14 protein-coding genes and 2 pseudogenes are annotated in these 14015 nt (G+C 70.0%); 8 read left to right on the top strand and 8 right to left on the bottom strand.

Translation table 11 applies throughout. The features are described 5' to 3' along the window. The first annotated feature begins 193 nt into the window (after positions 1–193). Positions 194–331: a hypothetical protein gene (locus ACOV8S_RS32925; RefSeq protein ID WP_448322330.1), complete on the top strand. Its 138-nt coding sequence runs from the start codon at positions 194–196 to the stop codon at positions 329–331. Between the two features lie 878 nt (positions 332–1209). Here the strand turns inward: ACOV8S_RS32925 and ACOV8S_RS32920 are convergent. Beyond that, a complete protein-coding gene (locus ACOV8S_RS32920; protein WP_448322328.1) occupies positions 1210–1914 on the bottom strand; it encodes a DUF4386 domain-containing protein in 705 nt (234 codons plus the stop codon). A 119-nt stretch (positions 1915–2033) separates the two neighbouring features. Between ACOV8S_RS32920 and ACOV8S_RS32915 the strand changes: the two genes are divergently transcribed. Further along, the gene (locus ACOV8S_RS32915; protein ID WP_448322326.1) at positions 2034–2717 is read left to right on the top strand and encodes a TetR/AcrR family transcriptional regulator C-terminal domain-containing protein; all 684 of its coding nucleotides are present in this window, start codon (positions 2034–2036) and stop codon (positions 2715–2717) included. Between the two features lie 93 nt (positions 2718–2810). Here the strand turns inward: ACOV8S_RS32915 and ACOV8S_RS32910 are convergent, their stop codons facing one another. Next, positions 2811–3125 carry a hypothetical protein gene (locus ACOV8S_RS32910; RefSeq protein WP_448322324.1) on the bottom strand — a complete coding sequence of 105 codons (315 nt, stop codon included), beginning with the start codon at positions 3123–3125 and terminating at the stop codon, positions 2811–2813. Between the two features lie 422 nt (positions 3126–3547). Here ACOV8S_RS32910 and ACOV8S_RS32905 point away from each other — a divergent pair. Further along, positions 3548–3688: pseudogene (locus ACOV8S_RS32905) on the top strand (IS5/IS1182 family transposase); the annotation flags it as partial. Positions 3689–3706: 18 nt separating this feature from the next. On the opposite strand, the gene ACOV8S_RS32900 reads toward ACOV8S_RS32905, so the two are convergent. From ACOV8S_RS32900 to ACOV8S_RS32875, 6 genes are all read right to left on the bottom strand, one after another. Further along, complete coding sequence (locus ACOV8S_RS32900) at positions 3707–4057, bottom strand: DUF202 domain-containing protein (RefSeq protein ID WP_448322322.1); 351 nt, start codon at positions 4055–4057, stop codon at positions 3707–3709. Continuing rightward, the gene (locus ACOV8S_RS32895) at positions 4054–4446 is read right to left on the bottom strand and encodes a YidH family protein (protein WP_448322320.1); all 393 of its coding nucleotides are present in this window, start codon (positions 4444–4446) and stop codon (positions 4054–4056) included. The genes ACOV8S_RS32900 and ACOV8S_RS32895 overlap by 4 nt, the downstream gene beginning before the upstream one ends. 88 nt (positions 4447–4534) lie before the next feature. Further along, positions 4535–6247 (bottom strand): aldehyde dehydrogenase family protein, encoded by a 1713-nt coding sequence (locus tag ACOV8S_RS32890; RefSeq protein ID WP_448322318.1) that lies wholly within the window; start codon positions 6245–6247, stop codon positions 4535–4537. Beyond that, the gene (locus tag ACOV8S_RS32885; protein ID WP_448322317.1) at positions 6244–7569 is read right to left on the bottom strand and encodes an MFS transporter; all 1326 of its coding nucleotides are present in this window, start codon (positions 7567–7569) and stop codon (positions 6244–6246) included. Before ACOV8S_RS32885 ends, ACOV8S_RS32890 begins: the two co-directional genes overlap by 4 nt. Before the next feature lie 94 nt (positions 7570–7663). Next, the gene (locus ACOV8S_RS32880) at positions 7664–8599 is read right to left on the bottom strand and encodes a TauD/TfdA dioxygenase family protein (protein WP_448322315.1); all 936 of its coding nucleotides are present in this window, start codon (positions 8597–8599) and stop codon (positions 7664–7666) included. A gap of 200 nt (positions 8600–8799) precedes the next feature. Next, on the bottom strand, positions 8800–9402 hold the full coding sequence (locus tag ACOV8S_RS32875) for a TetR/AcrR family transcriptional regulator (protein ID WP_448322313.1): 603 nt from the start codon (positions 9400–9402) through the stop codon (positions 8800–8802). 68 nt (positions 9403–9470) lie between these two features. Between ACOV8S_RS32875 and ACOV8S_RS32870 the strand changes: the two are divergent. The 5 genes and pseudogenes from ACOV8S_RS32870 to ACOV8S_RS32850 all read left to right on the top strand — a co-directional run. Further along, positions 9471–9722: pseudogene (locus ACOV8S_RS32870) on the top strand (transposase family protein); the annotation flags it as partial. Between the two features lie 1569 nt (positions 9723–11291). Further along, positions 11292–11495 carry a cold-shock protein gene (locus ACOV8S_RS32865; protein WP_448322312.1) on the top strand — a complete coding sequence of 68 codons (204 nt, stop codon included), beginning with the start codon at positions 11292–11294 and terminating at the stop codon, positions 11493–11495. Positions 11496–11851: 356 nt separating this feature from the next. Next, positions 11852–13348, top strand: a complete 1497-nt coding sequence (locus ACOV8S_RS32860) for a DEAD/DEAH box helicase (RefSeq protein WP_448322310.1) — start codon at positions 11852–11854, stop codon at positions 13346–13348. A gap of 62 nt (positions 13349–13410) precedes the next feature. Continuing rightward, positions 13411–13803 (top strand): CBS domain-containing protein, encoded by a 393-nt coding sequence (locus ACOV8S_RS32855; protein WP_448322308.1) that lies wholly within the window; start codon positions 13411–13413, stop codon positions 13801–13803. 50 nt (positions 13804–13853) lie between these two features. Then, positions 13854–14015: SCO5918 family protein (locus ACOV8S_RS32850; RefSeq protein ID WP_448322332.1), on the top strand; the 162-nt coding region annotated here is incomplete at its 3' end.

The raw sequence follows: 14015 nt of genomic DNA, 5'->3' as shown, positions 1-14015 counted from the left end.
CCCCAGGGCTTGATCGAGTTCCGTACGCGTCCTGGTTGGTGATGCCGAGGAGTGCGAGTGCCCGGTCGGGCTGGTCTCGGATCGCGCGATCGCCGTCGACGGCAAGGCGCTCAAGGGCTCCGCCCACCTGACCACCCCCGCCGAACTCGCCACAGCAGTACGCGGCCACTGGGCAATAGAGGCCCTGCACCGCATGAGAGACGTGACCTTCGCCGAGGACGCATCCACCGTCCACACCGGGAGTGCACCCCGCGCCATGGCCACCTCCCGCAACCTGGCCACTGGACTGCTCAAGACCCTCGGAGCCACCAACATCGCCGGTCCGGCGTAGGTCTCCTGCCAGTGGGAGCGTGGGGTGTGGGCGGCGTTGCCGCGGCCGGACGGCGGGGCGCCCCCGTAGGCGTCGTAGCGTTTCAGCTTGGCGAGCAGGCCGGCGTAGGACATGCCCGTGGTCCGGCCGGTGATCGGCGCGAGTTCGCCGGAGGCCGCGGCTTCGGCGAGTCCGGCCGGGCTGCTCACGCCGGCCGCGCCGGGCCCGCTGCGGCAGCGAGCCTCGGCGCGGCCGGCGTGTCGCGTCTCCTCATCCCCCAGCGCCCACAACAGGTAGATCGTCGGCTGCGGCCGGACACGAAGTCCACACCCGTCACCGTCACCGGGCGACCGAGAGCGCCGGCCTTGAACGCTTCCTTCGGGGCGTCACCCGCAGCGAGCCGGTCGGCCTCGATCCGGTCCGCATGCGGGTGCCGGCCCCGCTCGCCGAACAGGTTCCGCAGCTGCGCCTCGGTGCTCTCCTCCCCCGGCGCCGGTCCGAGCACGGCCGGGCCGCGGCCCAACCATCGCCCGACCGGGACACCGGCCTGCTCCTGGGCGGCGCGCAGCGGCGTGCGCGCCGGGCGACGGCCGTCACCGCAACCCGGCGGTGATCAGCGCGATTTCCATCATGGACACCACGCCGCCACACGGCCCTGACCAGCATCGAAGGGCAGATCAGCCGTAGGTCCCGCCACGCGGGAGCAGCATCTGAACTTCTCAGGTCCCGTCAGACGGGAAGCGGCTCCTGCCCCTCGCAAGTGTCATCACTCTCCGGAGGGGCGAAGATCTGCGGCACCCGGACCGGCTCGGCGGTCGCTGCTTCATGCCGTGACGGTCCCCGCGGGACAGGGCCTGCGCGTCGCTCCGGACGGTTTCGCCGTCCGGAGCGGGCCACAATCACCGACGGACATCTGCCGGAGCGGCCACCTGTCTGTCTGCCCGCGGCGTGGTGGCTGAGTCGGGCCCAAACCCCTTGATGATCAGCCATCCGGCCAGCCCCAGTTCCCAGGCGAACACCGGGAGCGCGGCGGCCGCCCCGGCCATGGAGAGCTGCGTGTAGACGCCGAACATCACGGCGACGGCAGAGGCGCAGATGAGCGGTCCGCCGGCCAGCCCGAGTACGGCGAGGAAGCGTGGCACGAGCCGGGCGCGGTATGCCAGGTAGGCGAGCAGGACGGTGTTCAGGCCCAGGGCGATGTTGGGCCCGAGCAGGAACGTCCAGTCGTGCGCGGCCACCAGCGCGGCGTCGGCCTCTGTCACCGCCCCGGTGTCTCGCCGCAGGGTGACGAGTGCCAGGACGGCGACGATCCCGAGGGCGATGACGGCCGCCTCCAGCAGTCGCCCGAAGGCGTAACCGAGCGCGAGACCCTCGCCGTGGCGACGCAGGACGGGAAACAGTGCCGCTCCGGTACCGGTCACCGCCGCCACCAGGACCACCTCGCAGAGCACTCCGAGCAGCGCCCTGGTGTCGGCGCCGTGCGCTATTCGGCCGTCCGCCGCTCCCAGCAGGGGGCGGTACAGGACGGCCCCTGCTATCGCGGCGATCTCGGTCAGCAGGAACAGCGACCCGGCGGCCACAGCGGTTTTCCGGTCCGGACTCATCTTCTCGGTACTCCCCCACTCGACGGTGGTGTACGCCGTACACCTCCCGCCGAGCCTAGGTGTACGACGTACACTCGTCAAGGACGGGGCGCTGTCGAGAGGGGAAGGGCCGAACCGCAATGACCCGGCAGGAAACCGCACACACGCACCGCATCCCCCTGAACAGGGACCGCGTCCTGCGCGCCGCCGTCGCGCTCGCCGACGCCACCGGCATCGACGCGCTCAGCATGCGCAGGCTCGCCCAGGAGCTCGACGTCGTACCGATGGCGCTCTACAAGCACGTGGCCAACAAGGAGGAACTGCTCGACGGCATGGTCGACACCGTGGTCGGCGAGATCGAGCCGCCGGCTGCGGGCCCCGACTGGCGGAGCGTGGTCCGCGGGCGGATCCTCTCGGCCCGGCAGGTCCTGCTGCGCCACCCCTGGGCGGCCCGCGTCATCGAGTCACGGACCGCCCCCACCCCGGCAGTGCTGTCCTACCTGGACTCGATGGCTGGGAGCTTCCGGGACGGCGGCCTCTCCGCCGACCTCACGCACCACGTCATGCACGCAATGGGCAGCCGCCTGCTCGGCTTCAGCCAGGAACTGTTCAACACCTCGGGCGCCTCCGGACCGCCCGACCCCGAAGCGGCGGCGCGCTACCCGCACATCGCGGAACTGGCCGCGACAGCCGCACACGACGGGAGCTCCACGGTCGGTGGCGGCTGCGACGACCAGTTCGAGTTCGAATTCGCCCTGGACCTCCTCCTGGACGGCTTCGAAAGCCTCCGCCGCCAAGGCTGGACGTCCGCACGGAAGGCGTAACGGGTGCCGGAGGCTGATCCAACACCGAACGCGGGTGCGGTGCGCAGTCACCGCCAGGCCAAGCCGGTGCTCCGGCAGAGGACTTCGCGGTTTCTACCGGGAGTGGGCCGAGTGGCGTTCCAGGTGTGCTGCGGCCAGCCGTGCGAGGGCGGGGCCGCTGCTCTCGTAGGCCAAGGGGGCGAGGTCCGGAGGCGGGATGTACCCGTCGGGCATGGCCGCGTAGGCGCGTTCCATCAGGGCCTGGTAGGCCTCGGTCAGGTGGTGCGGCCAGGCACCGGTCAACGGTGGGCGCATCCGGGCTTCGGCCGCCGGCGCACAGTGATGATCGGCGGCTTCGGCGGCGCGGTGAAGCGGGTCGTTGACTTCGAATTCCTCGTCGCGGATCCGGTCCTGCCGCAGCGTCGACATTGTGAGTCCGGTGGGCCGAACAATTCCCGGAGCCATGCGGAGGCGCAGCGGTAGGTGCGTTCGTCCGGGTAGATGATGTGCCGTCTACCGGGGTGCTGGCCGATGAGTTGCTCACGGAACAGGTCGAGGTCGGCGAGCAGCAGTGACGGATGTCGGGAGGAGTGGCACCTGGGTTCCGGACGGTTCGGCGGTGCTCAGGGACTCTGCCGAAGCTGGTTCCGACTTGGGCATCCACTATCCCGGCGGCGGGACGCCCGCCCAGGCATCGGTCCTGCGGCCCGCCAGCCACTGGAGGGTCCGCGCCACGCAGACCTGGGTGGATGGGGAGAGCTGGATCGGCCTGGTCCAGCTTCTGCCCGCCGAATCCTGATCGGACGGCACTTCGGTCGGGCGCGGCCAGCCCTGGCACGCAAGGTTGTGCACGTGAGCGACGCCAAGCACAGGAAGAGCACAACACCTCCCACCGCAGCGTCTGCGCTCGAGTCGAGCATGTCTTCGCCCGGATGAAGACCTCGAAGATCCTGCGCGAGTGCCGTCTCAAGGGAGATGGCGTTCATCACGCGAGCCCCGTCCGCGGACGCTCACCGCACGAGCCATCCCCCGCCCCCGGCCATGGCCACGGTGCACAGCGCTGTCGCTGCGGCCAGGCCGAGCCCGAGGGGCGGGGGGTGCCGTCCGCGCGTACGTGCCACCCGCATCGTCCGCACACGTGCGTGCTCGAGACCGACCAGTAGCAGCCACAGCACGCAGCAGGCCGCGCCCGCGGCCGTCGCGGCCGCCGACGGTGGGCCGCGCAGTGCTGCTCTGACGGCAAGCACGGCGACGACCGTCGCCGACAGGGTCGTGCGTCGCCAGGCCAGCTGGGTTCGCTCGGCCTGCAGCCCTGGGCCCCGTTCCCGAGCCGGCCGCCCCGCCGGGAGTCCGCCGTTCACCGGACGGGACCGACGAGCACCACGATCGTCATGAGCAGGGCGATCAGTGCCACCCCCAGGCTGACCAGTGCTGGGAAGCGGGTCGGCGGCAGGTCCTCGCCTCGCCGCATCGCCCTCTCACAGCGGGCCCAGCGGTCGACCGCCCGCAGTGCGGAGACCGCGCCGGCGGCGAGCAGGGCGCAGACGAGCGCGACCCGCCAGCCCCGGCGGAGGTCGGGCAGGAACTGGTCCACCGCGAAACCTCCTCCGATCAGGGCCAGAGAGGTCCGCAGCCAGGCCAGGAAGGTGCGCTCGTTCGCGAGCGAGAAGCGATAGTCCGGTGTGTCACCCTCCTCGTCGATGCTTTTCGGCACGAGCCACAGGCGCATCGTGCGGATGATCGCGCTCATGCGCGGGACCCTACCGGTCGCCTCGTCCAACTGATCCGACCCCGTCCCGACATGTCCGGCCACGTCGTCGCCTCCGGTCTGTCCGCACTCAGCCACGGAGGGCGGAGAGGAGGATGCCGGGCAGTTCGGCCGCCGTCGGCTCACAGGCGTAGGCCGTCAGCCGCTCCATGGTCCTTCGACCGGTCCGGTTGGTCACGAAGTAGGGAGGGCGAGGCGACAGCGAGGGCGCACCGGTGAACAGTCCGCGCGGGGAGGGCGCGAACGGCGCGCGGAGCACGGTCTTCTCGATGTCCTCAAGCATGAAGGCGTTGTGTACGAAGCCGGTGCCGCTGCCGATCTCCTGGCGGGTGTGGCCGGGGAAGGCCCCCCAGGGTGTGTAGCCGAGCAGGAAGCCGAACGCCGACCAGCAGTTGACGCCCAGTGTTCCGTACCGCAGCGCGGCCACGGCCTCTTCCACTGCTGCCCGGTGCGTGCGTTCGGTCCGGGGGTGCACCAGCAGCGTCGCACCCAGGGTGCCCGGCAGCCTCTCGTTGGCGAACTCCACCGCTGCGGCGAGGAACCGGGAGGTGCTGTCGCCGGGTAGCCGGACCACTCCCAGGGCGCTCGCGAACACCTCGTCGGTGAGCATCGGATCGGTGGTGTCGGTGATGTCGGGCACGAGGAGGCGGCCGAGCCCGTCGCCGAGGGCTTCGGCTCCGGGGTGGGTCCGGGCCACCGATTCCAGGCGGTCCGCCGCTCCGGGGTAGTAGTCGGTGCGGGGCGGCAGCCCACGGAGCACGGCGCGGACCTCGTCGAGCAGCCGGTCGGTTCCGTCCCACTCGTCGGGCACCAGAAGTACCTGGCTGGCCACGCAGTTGTGCCCGGAGTTGTTCATCTTGCTGGTGGCGATGTGCTCGGCCTGGTAGCGGAAGTCGGCCGTGCTCCACGGTCCGGGGGTGACGATGCAAGGGCTGACCCCGCCCAGCTCGCTGGTGAGGGGCTTGTCGTTGACCGGTGTGTCCGCCAGCCGGCGTGCGTCCGCCCGTTCGTCCGTGCCCCAGACGATGGCGTCGTGAGTGCGCTCGCTGCCGGTGACGTGGATGGCGTCGACGTCGCGGTGGGCGGCGAGGAAGGCGCCCTCCTCGGCCCCGCCGTCCACGAAACGGACCCAGCCGTGGTGGACGAATTCCGCGAACACCTTCTCGAAGTGGGGGCGCAGGTAGGCGTTGACCGGGTTCATCTTGGCCAGGACGACCTGCCCTTCCACGTACAGCTTGTGCAGGACGTCGAGTGGCGTGATGGCGGGGACGTTGCCCGCGCCGAGCACCAGGGCGACCGAAGAGTCGGCCCTGCGGCCGCGGTACTCCCCTGCCGCGCGGGCCAGGACCTCCTCGTGGGTGGTGCCGGGCAGGGTCCACACCTCGGCTGTGAAGCCGTTCAGCAGCAGGCGGTCCGAGGCGGTGGCCGGGAAGACGTCGACAACGGTGCGTCCGCCACGGGCCCGCACCGCCTTGCCGGGGACGGCACCGCGCCCCGCGGCGATCCTGCGCAGCACATGCAGGTACGCGCCGACCGTCCGGGCGAGCGCCCAAGGTGCTGTGCCCCAGTCCTCGGCGGCCCAGGCGGAGGCGGCGCTGTATCCCTTGGCGTGAGCGGCGGCCTCGACCATGTCCTGCGCGCCTGTGGCGATCCGGGGGAGCATCCGCTCCAGCAGGCCGATGCGTGCGGTCAGCGAGGTGTTCGTCCACGCGTCGGCGTGCTGACGCAGCTCGGCCAGTGCGAGGTCGAGAGGGGCGGTGTCCAGGGCGGAAGAGGCGCTCAAGATGCAGCTCCTGTGAGGGGGGTGGTTTCCGCCCGGCCGTTCAGCCGGGCGCTGTCCCGCGAGGGGTCCACGAACGCGAAGGAGGTGACGGCGCCGACCGCCAGCAGTACGCCGGAGAGCAGCACGGCGGCGGTGTAGCCGTCCGCTCCCCCGGCGTCGACGAGTGCGCCGACGACGGCGGGCGCGGCAAGGCCGGCTGTGGTCACCACGGCATTCATGACCCCGAGCGCGCCACCGTTGCGTGACGGCGGAGCGATCTCTGCGACGGTGGTGGCCGCGATGGTGGCGTAGGAGCCCCCGAGGCCGAAGCCGAGGAAGACCAGGACGGTCCTCGCTGTCGTGCCGTCGGCCAGCGGCACGGCCAGACAGCAGGCGGCGGCCAGCGCCAGCATCACACCGCCGACCCAGCCGCGGGCGCGCCGGCTGCCCGCGCCGCGGCGCATGAGCCTGCTCGTGACAGCCGCTTGGGCCAGCAGGACGACGGCACCGACGGTCCAGGGCGCGACGACGAGCACGCCGGCCTCGTCGGCCGAGTGACCGAGACCGTTGCGCAGGTAGGAGGGCAGCCAGGCGAGTGAGAGGGCCACGGTCCAGTAGCTGGTGAAGTAGGCGAGCGTGACGCCGAGCCAGGTACGGCTGGCGAAGATCCGCCGGTAGGGCGCCGGGTCCGGGGACTCCGGGGCCGTCCGGCCCGCCCCGGGTGTCTTCGCGGTGTGCCGCCCGTCCGCGCCCAGCGCCGTCCAGACCGCGGCCCACAGGAGCCCGACGGCGGTCAGCGTCCACAGGGCCGCCCGCCACCCGTGATTCTGGATCACCCAGGTCAGGCCGGGAGCAGAGACGATCACTCCCAGGGTGACGCCGAGGGTGATCAGGGCACCGGGAAGGTTGCGCAGGTGATTGGGAAACCAGGCGAGCGTGGCCTGCTGGGCCACCGGGAAGGCGGGTCCTTCGGCGGCGCCGAGGAGGACGCGTGAGGTGACGAGCACGGCGAGGCCGCCGCCGATCGCGGCGGGGACCTGTGCCACGGACCACAGCAGCGCCATCACCAGCAACAGCGTCTTCGGTGAGACCCGGTCGGCCGCCAACCCGACGACGACGGCGGCCACGGAGAAGAGCAGGAAGAACGCGCTGTTGGCGAGGCCGTACTGGGTGGCGGTGAGGTCCAGGTCGGCGCGGATTTCGTCGGCGGCCAGACCGAGGACCGCTTTGTCCGCGAAATTGATCATCATGAACACAACGAGCAGCGCGGTGACCGTCCAGGCGCGGACGCCGCCTCCCGTGGTCCTGGGGTGGTGCTGAGGCAAGGTGGGCGCCTCGGTCATGGTGGCTCCTGGGGAATCGGGGGGCCGCCGTGGGGCCAGGCCGGCCCGCACGGCATGCGGCGCGGTGCGGGGCCGGCCGACTTCTGGGGCGGCTTCAGCGCAGCGGGACGCCCTCGATCGCGATGCGCTCCATGACACGGCGCCGGGGGAAGTAGTCGTTGATCGCGTAGTGCTGGGTGGCGATGTTGTCCCAGATGGCGACGGAGTCGGGCTCCCAGCGGAAGCGGACCTGGTACTCCGGGATCCGGGCCTGCAGGACGAGGATGTCGAGCAGCTCCCGGCTCTCCCGGTCGGAGAGCCCCTTGATGCGGGTGGTGAACGGCTCGTTGACGTAGAGGGTCCTGCGGCCGCTGCGGGGATGGCGGACCACGACGGGGTGCTCCACCTGTGGCCACCGTGCGCGGAACGTGGCCTTCTGCTCGTCGTTCATCAGGGCTCCCCAACTGGGCTCCCAGTCGTGGACGGCGACCAGGTCCTCGATCCGCCGCTTGATCTCGTCGGAGAGGTTGTCGTAGGCGGCAGCCATGTCGGCCCAGAGGGTGTCGCCGCCGGCGGTGGGTACCTCCACGGCGCGCAGCACAGAGCCGAGGGCGGGGTTGGCCATGAAGGAATGGTCGCTGTGCCAGATGTTCTTGTTGCCGACGGCCTTGGCGTCCTTCGCCAGCCGGGAGACGCCGGCGGTCTCCGTCCGGGGAAAGAAGGGATTGGGCTCCGGCGGACCCCAGACGGCCGACAGCGCCAGTTGGTGGGCGGCGGTGAAGCCGGTCTGCTTCTGGAAGAAGACCACCTTCCATTCCAGCAGCGCCCGCCTCAGTTCTTCGGCCAGGGCGTCGGTGATCGGCTGGGTGAGATCGACGCCACCCAGGGTCGCGCCGAAGTGCGGCGTCAGCGGCTGGATCTCCAACAGTTGGTAGGCGGTCGGCTCTACGCCACGAGGGAGGCGCTCCAGCACGCGGCTGCCGTAGTGCATCAGCGGCTTGTCCAAGGTCGGCCTGGGGCGGACTGCATGGGTGGTCCCGACGTCGTGCATGAGGCTCCTTCGTGCGCACTCGATTACGTAACCGCTAGTTACGTAACCGGCAGTATCGATATCTCGCGTGCCCGGTGCAAGGGGTCGGAGCGAGAAGATTTCGGCAACATCTCTCAGGGGCACCGGCCCCGGCACACGACGAAGCGCCGGGCAGGCTGTCCTGCCCGGCGCTTGCCGGAGATGACGGGGGTCGCGCCAGTTCAGCGCCTGGCGGCCACCGCTCGGGCGATCAGGTCCACCATCGACTCGACGAGCGACTGATCCGGCATGCGCTGCTCGCCGACCATGCGGAAGACCAGGGACGCGGCCACCAGCGTGGTGGCGTCCGACACGTCGACGTCGGGCCGGACGTCGCCTCGTGCCACTCCGCGTTCCAGCACCTGCCGGGTCTCCCTCATCACGCGCTCGGTGTAGGCGCGGTAGGCGGCGGGCTCCGCCCCCGCCTCGGCGGCGGCGCCGATCACAGCGGCCACCAGACGAGCCACGCCTGGCTGCCGGTAGGCCCTCATGCGCGCTGTCAACACGGCGCGCAGCTCGGCCCGGAAGTCACCCATATCAGGCACGGCGAGAGGGCCGATGCGCGACTCCGCCGCCGCGATGAGCAGTTCCTGCTTCGTGGGCCACCGCCGATAGATGGCCGGCTTCCCGACGCCGGCACGCGTGGCGACCGCGTCCATGGTGAGAGCTCCCATTCCGCTCTCGGCGACCAGCTCGACAACTGCGTCGAGTACGGCCCGCGTGACGTGCTCCTGCCGTGGCCTGCCTGGGCCTCGTCGCGTTCCTTGCACCTGGTCGTCGGCCATGCCCGTGACCATACGCGGCCCTCGTCACACGCGACGCACAGGGATCGGCGACCACTGGCGGGCGGACCGTGCGGCGGCCGCTCGCCGGAAAGCGCAGTGACTGCAAGGCACGGGAGGAGTCCGGCGCCAAGGCGACCGTCGGCAAGACACCAACGACCGCCGACGGCGGCTACCCGGGCACCGGGCTCGTCAGGCCCCGCCACCGACGCAAGGGCGAAGACCTGCCAGACTGGAAGCAGGAACACAACAAATCCCACAGGCAGGTCCGTGCCCGCGTGGGCCGCGTCATTGCCCGCATGAAAACGTGGAAGATCCTCCGCTGGCAGCCTAACGACCAGGTCAAGTGGGGCCCTATCGGCGTCTACGACACTGCTCCGCCCGTACCTGGCCCCAGCACCGGCGGCGGCAATAAGCGCCTGATCATCGCGGCTGACAAGCCATCCATGTAGGCCCGGTGGTGCACAGAGCGAAAGCTACGGCCGAGAGGGCGGGCCTTCCGGTGCACCAGCCAGGTCCACGCGACACCGACCTGCCCACCTTGCCCAAGACGCAGGGTATTCAGGGAACTTCGTGGAGGCGGTCAGGATCTCGATGTCGATGAGACGGCCTGTTCTTCGAAGTCGAGGTTGATCATGTCTCCGACATCGCTCGGATCGCAGGGATTGCATGTGCGCCGAGCCACCCTTACCTGCGGGTCTGCGAAGTATGCGTACGCGTCCGCGCTCTTGTCGTAGGTGACTTTGACGTCAGCAACGAGGATCAGGGTCCCTTCTACTTTGTTGATCCCGATCGGTCCTTGCCCTGCGAACTGCTGGGCAAGGACGACCTTGACGATGATGGTGATACGGGTCGTACTGCAACGCAGTTTGCGTAGAGTCGCCAGCTCTTGAATGTGGCCATGGCCTGCTCCCCGAGTGCGCGGATCTCCTGCGGAGAGTTTCCCAGCAGCTGCGGCAGGGGACGCGGACGAGCCGCTGGTTGTTGAACCAGTCGGCCCATTCCGCGGTGGCGAGTTCGACATCGGCGAGACCGCGCCCGGGCTTGCGCGGCTTGGTCTGCTCCGTTCAGTACGCTGCGCAGCGGTGTGCCGGCGGCGTGTTCCCAGCGCGCATGGTGCACGGTTTCGCCGTCGGTGAGAGCGTTGTTTTGCCACAGCGGTGAGCGCCCATTGTGTTGGTGCCAGCTGCTTTCCTGCCGGAAGGCATGCGAACGATGTTTGTGCCGTGCCGCCGATCGTGGCCAACTGGCCTTCCAGGCGTGCCCCTGTGGGGACGGGGACCATGCGGACCCGTCGAAAGGTGACGCCGATTGGGCCGGAGGCCGGGGAGGCCGCAGACGCCGGAGTCGTCGTGGAGGACAGGAGGTGGGGGTCCTCCCGGGTGCTCATCAGGCACTCGAAGAGGGGGGCCTGGAAGACCAGTTGGCCACGATCGGCGGGCTGCAGGGTGGGGCGGCCCGCTGCTCGTGTGGAGTCGTTCCGAGTGCATCGGGCGCGACGAAGCAGGGATCGGTGCGGGGTCGACGTTGCCGGAGCCGGTCTTCGAGGGCGCGGCTGGAGGCCGGATCGCGCAAGCGCGGCACGCAAAAAATGGCGTCTCGCGGATGGGTCAATATCTGTGCTCGCGGGCTGATATTTCATTGGGGCATGCGGATGGATTTCCTGCCGAAATCAACAGGGTGGCGTTCTTCACCGCCCACTGACTGCTGCGACGTGCTACTGTCGTGCTCAGTTGCAGTTGTGGTTCCCGAACCTTCAAGTGCTCTGGTCGGCTCTGTGCCGTTGGGAGCGCTTTTGTATTTCCGGTATTTTTCCGGGCGGGGTGCTCATCGCGGCGACACGGCGTCCGCACGGTGCGGGCTCCGGTGCACTGCCCCAAAGGAGAAATGACATGGCTGCTGGTACCGTGAAGTGGTTCAATGCGGAAAAGGGCTTCGGCTTCATCGAGCAGGACGGTGGCGGCGCTGACGTGTTTGCCCACTACTCGAACATCGCCGCCCAGGGTTTCCGCGAACTGCTGGAGGGCCAGAAGGTGAACTTCGACATCGCGCAGGGCCAGAAGGGCCCGACGGCCGAGAACATCACTCTCGCCTGACGCTGACTGTCGCGTACTTGCAGCTGGGGCCCGCATCCCTCGGGGTGCGGGCCCCAGCTGTATGCGTTTCCCACGGTGATTTCACCTGTGGAGGACGACCGAGGAATCCGTGGGCGCACCGCACACGGATCGTCCTTCAAGGATGCAAACGCATCCCTTCATAGCTGCAGCGCAGTGGACGCTTCGAATATTGAGCCCCCACCGCGCCACTCATCTTAGCGCTTGCGTGTCTGGCGCCGGTATAAATCCGTGCGATTGCAAGCCGCCACCCCCCACCTGGCTAATTCTTGCAATTCTCCGTGCTGCTCATTATTGCGGGAATTCCTAGACATGTGCCGGATCGAGGAAGGTTCCGCATGAACCGTACACTCACGAACGACCGTTACGCCCGCACCCGTAATGGCAGTGTCGAATCCGGAAAGGGTGGCGGCCGCTTTGGTTCGTCGGCCCCGCGCCGATCGGCCGGCCCGAGCCGCTCCGGCGGTTACGGCCGCCGACCCGCAACCGTCCAGGGGGAGTTCGCCATCCCCCGGACGATCACCCCTGCGCTTCCCGCCGTGGAGCGCTTCGCCGATCTCGACATGCCCGGGGAACTGCTGGCCGCGCTCGGCTCGGCCGGCGTCACCGCACCGTTCCCGATCCAGGCCGCGACCCTGCCGAACTCCCTCGCCGGCCGCGACGTGCTGGGCCGCGGGCGCACCGGTTCCGGCAAGACCCTCGCCTTCGGGCTGGCCCTGCTGGCCCGCACGGCCGGGCAACGCGCCGAGCCGCGGCAGCCGCTGGGGCTGATCCTCGTACCGACGCGTGAACTGGCACAGCAGGTCACCGACGCGCTCACCCCGTACGCCCGCTCCGTGAAGCTGCGGCTGGCCACCGTCGTGGGCGGCATGTCCATCGGCAGGCAGGCGAGCGCGCTGCGCGGTGGCGCCGAGGTCGTCGTCGCCACCCCAGGACGCCTCAAGGACCTCATCGACCGAGGCGACTGCCGGCTGGATGAGGTCTCCGTCACCGTCCTCGACGAGGCCGACCAGATGGCCGACATGGGCTTCATGCCGCAGGTCACCGCCCTGCTCGACCAGGTCCGCCCCGAGGGCCAGCGCATGCTGTTCTCCGCCACGCTCGACCGCAACGTCGACCTGCTCGTGCGCCGCTACCTGACCGATCCCGTCGTGCACTCCGTCGACCCCTCGGCCGGCGCCGTCACGACGATGGAGCACCACGTACTCCACGTCCACGTCGCCGACAAGCACGCGGCCACCACCGAGATCGCCGCCCGCGACGGCCGCGTGCTCATGTTTCTCGACACCAAGCACGCCGTCGACAGGCTGACCCAGGACCTGCTCGACAGCGGTGTGCGGGCCGCTGCCCTGCACGGCGGCAAGTCCCAGCCGCAGCGCACCCGCACCCTGGCACAGTTCAAGTCCGGGCACGTCACCGTGCTGGTGGCGACCAACGTCGCCGCGCGCGGCATCCATGTCGACGGTCTCGATCTCGTCGTCAACGTCGATCCGCCGACCGACCACAAGGACTACCTCCACCGCGGCGGCCGCACGGCCCGCGCCGGTGAGTCCGGCAGCGTCGTCACGCTCGTCACCCCGAGCCAGCGGCGCGGCATGGTCCGGCTCATGTCGGACGCCGGGATCCGGCCGCGGACGACCCAGGTCAGCTCGGGCGACGAGGCCCTCAGCCGGATCACCGGAGCCCAGTCACCGACCGGCGTCCCGGTCGTCATCACCGCACCGGTGACCAAACGTTCCAGGAAGCGTGGTGCCGCCTCCCGTGGCAGACGCCACCCCGCCTCGGCTCCCCGGGGTCCGGCCGCGCTCCAGTCCCCCGCCGGTGCGGCCGCATAGAACCGCCGATGGTCCAGCACTCTGCCCGTCCAAACAGGAGGAACCCCTTGACGATGGTCCGCATGCAGGCTCGCTCCACGAGCGCTCGTCCCGTGCGCGGCGCGGTGGTCGACGTCGCGGAGGCGGCCGGGCCGCAGGCCTGGTACGACATGACCGTCGAGGTGGCGCTGTCCGTCCTAGCCGCCGCACATACGGAACATCTGATCGTCTGCGACGAAGACGCCCGGTGCGTCGGCCTGGTCACCCAGGCCCAGCTCGCCGCCCTCCGGGACAGCGCAGGCTACACCGACCGGATCCGCCTCGGTGACATCACCGACGACAGCGAGCGTTTCACCTCACCTCTGGCCACGAAGGGCGAGGCCGAGGATGCGATGCCCTTCGTGCGGCTCGGGCCGGTGCCCGTGGTCGACGAACACGGCAGCGCCCCAGGCGCCCTCGCCCCCCTCCCCCGCTGAACCGCCGGACGGCGGTCGGCCCCCGTTTCCCCTTCTGTCTGTGAGGCGTCATGCGCTGTGTCATCGCCCGCTTTCCGTTCGACCTGACCAAGAGCGGCGTGCTGGACTCGATGAAGGGCATCAAGCCCGAGCCCGTCACCGGTGAGTCCGTGATCATCGGACGCCGCCGGTACCCCGTCAAGCAGGTCGGCCAGGTCGTCACCCGCCAGGAC

The organism is Streptomyces sp. CO7 (assembly GCF_053474865.1).
The sequence above is the reverse complement of the archived record's forward strand: the minus strand, read 5'-3'. Positions and strand labels throughout refer to the sequence as shown.

Coding starts and splice junctions, on each gene's coding strand:
- ACOV8S_RS32915 (WP_448322326.1), top strand. CDS start 2,034: ATGACCCGGCAGGAAACCGCACACACGCACCGCATCCCCCTGAACAGG.
- ACOV8S_RS32885 (WP_448322317.1), bottom strand. CDS start 7,569: ATGACCGAGGCGCCCACCTTGCCTCAGCACCACCCCAGGACCACGGGA.
- ACOV8S_RS32860 (WP_448322310.1), top strand. CDS start 11,852: ATGAACCGTACACTCACGAACGACCGTTACGCCCGCACCCGTAATGGC.
- ACOV8S_RS32920 (WP_448322328.1), bottom strand. CDS start 1,914: ATGAGTCCGGACCGGAAAACCGCTGTGGCCGCCGGGTCGCTGTTCCTG.
- ACOV8S_RS32910 (WP_448322324.1), bottom strand. CDS start 3,125: ATGTCGACGCTGCGGCAGGACCGGATCCGCGACGAGGAATTCGAAGTC.
- ACOV8S_RS32865 (WP_448322312.1), top strand. CDS start 11,292: ATGGCTGCTGGTACCGTGAAGTGGTTCAATGCGGAAAAGGGCTTCGGC.
- ACOV8S_RS32880 (WP_448322315.1), bottom strand. CDS start 8,599: ATGCACGACGTCGGGACCACCCATGCAGTCCGCCCCAGGCCGACCTTG.
- ACOV8S_RS32925 (WP_448322330.1), top strand. CDS start 194: ATGAGAGACGTGACCTTCGCCGAGGACGCATCCACCGTCCACACCGGG.
- ACOV8S_RS32855 (WP_448322308.1), top strand. CDS start 13,411: ATGCAGGCTCGCTCCACGAGCGCTCGTCCCGTGCGCGGCGCGGTGGTC.
- ACOV8S_RS32895 (WP_448322320.1), bottom strand. CDS start 4,446: ATGAGCGCGATCATCCGCACGATGCGCCTGTGGCTCGTGCCGAAAAGC.
- ACOV8S_RS32875 (WP_448322313.1), bottom strand. CDS start 9,402: ATGGCCGACGACCAGGTGCAAGGAACGCGACGAGGCCCAGGCAGGCCA.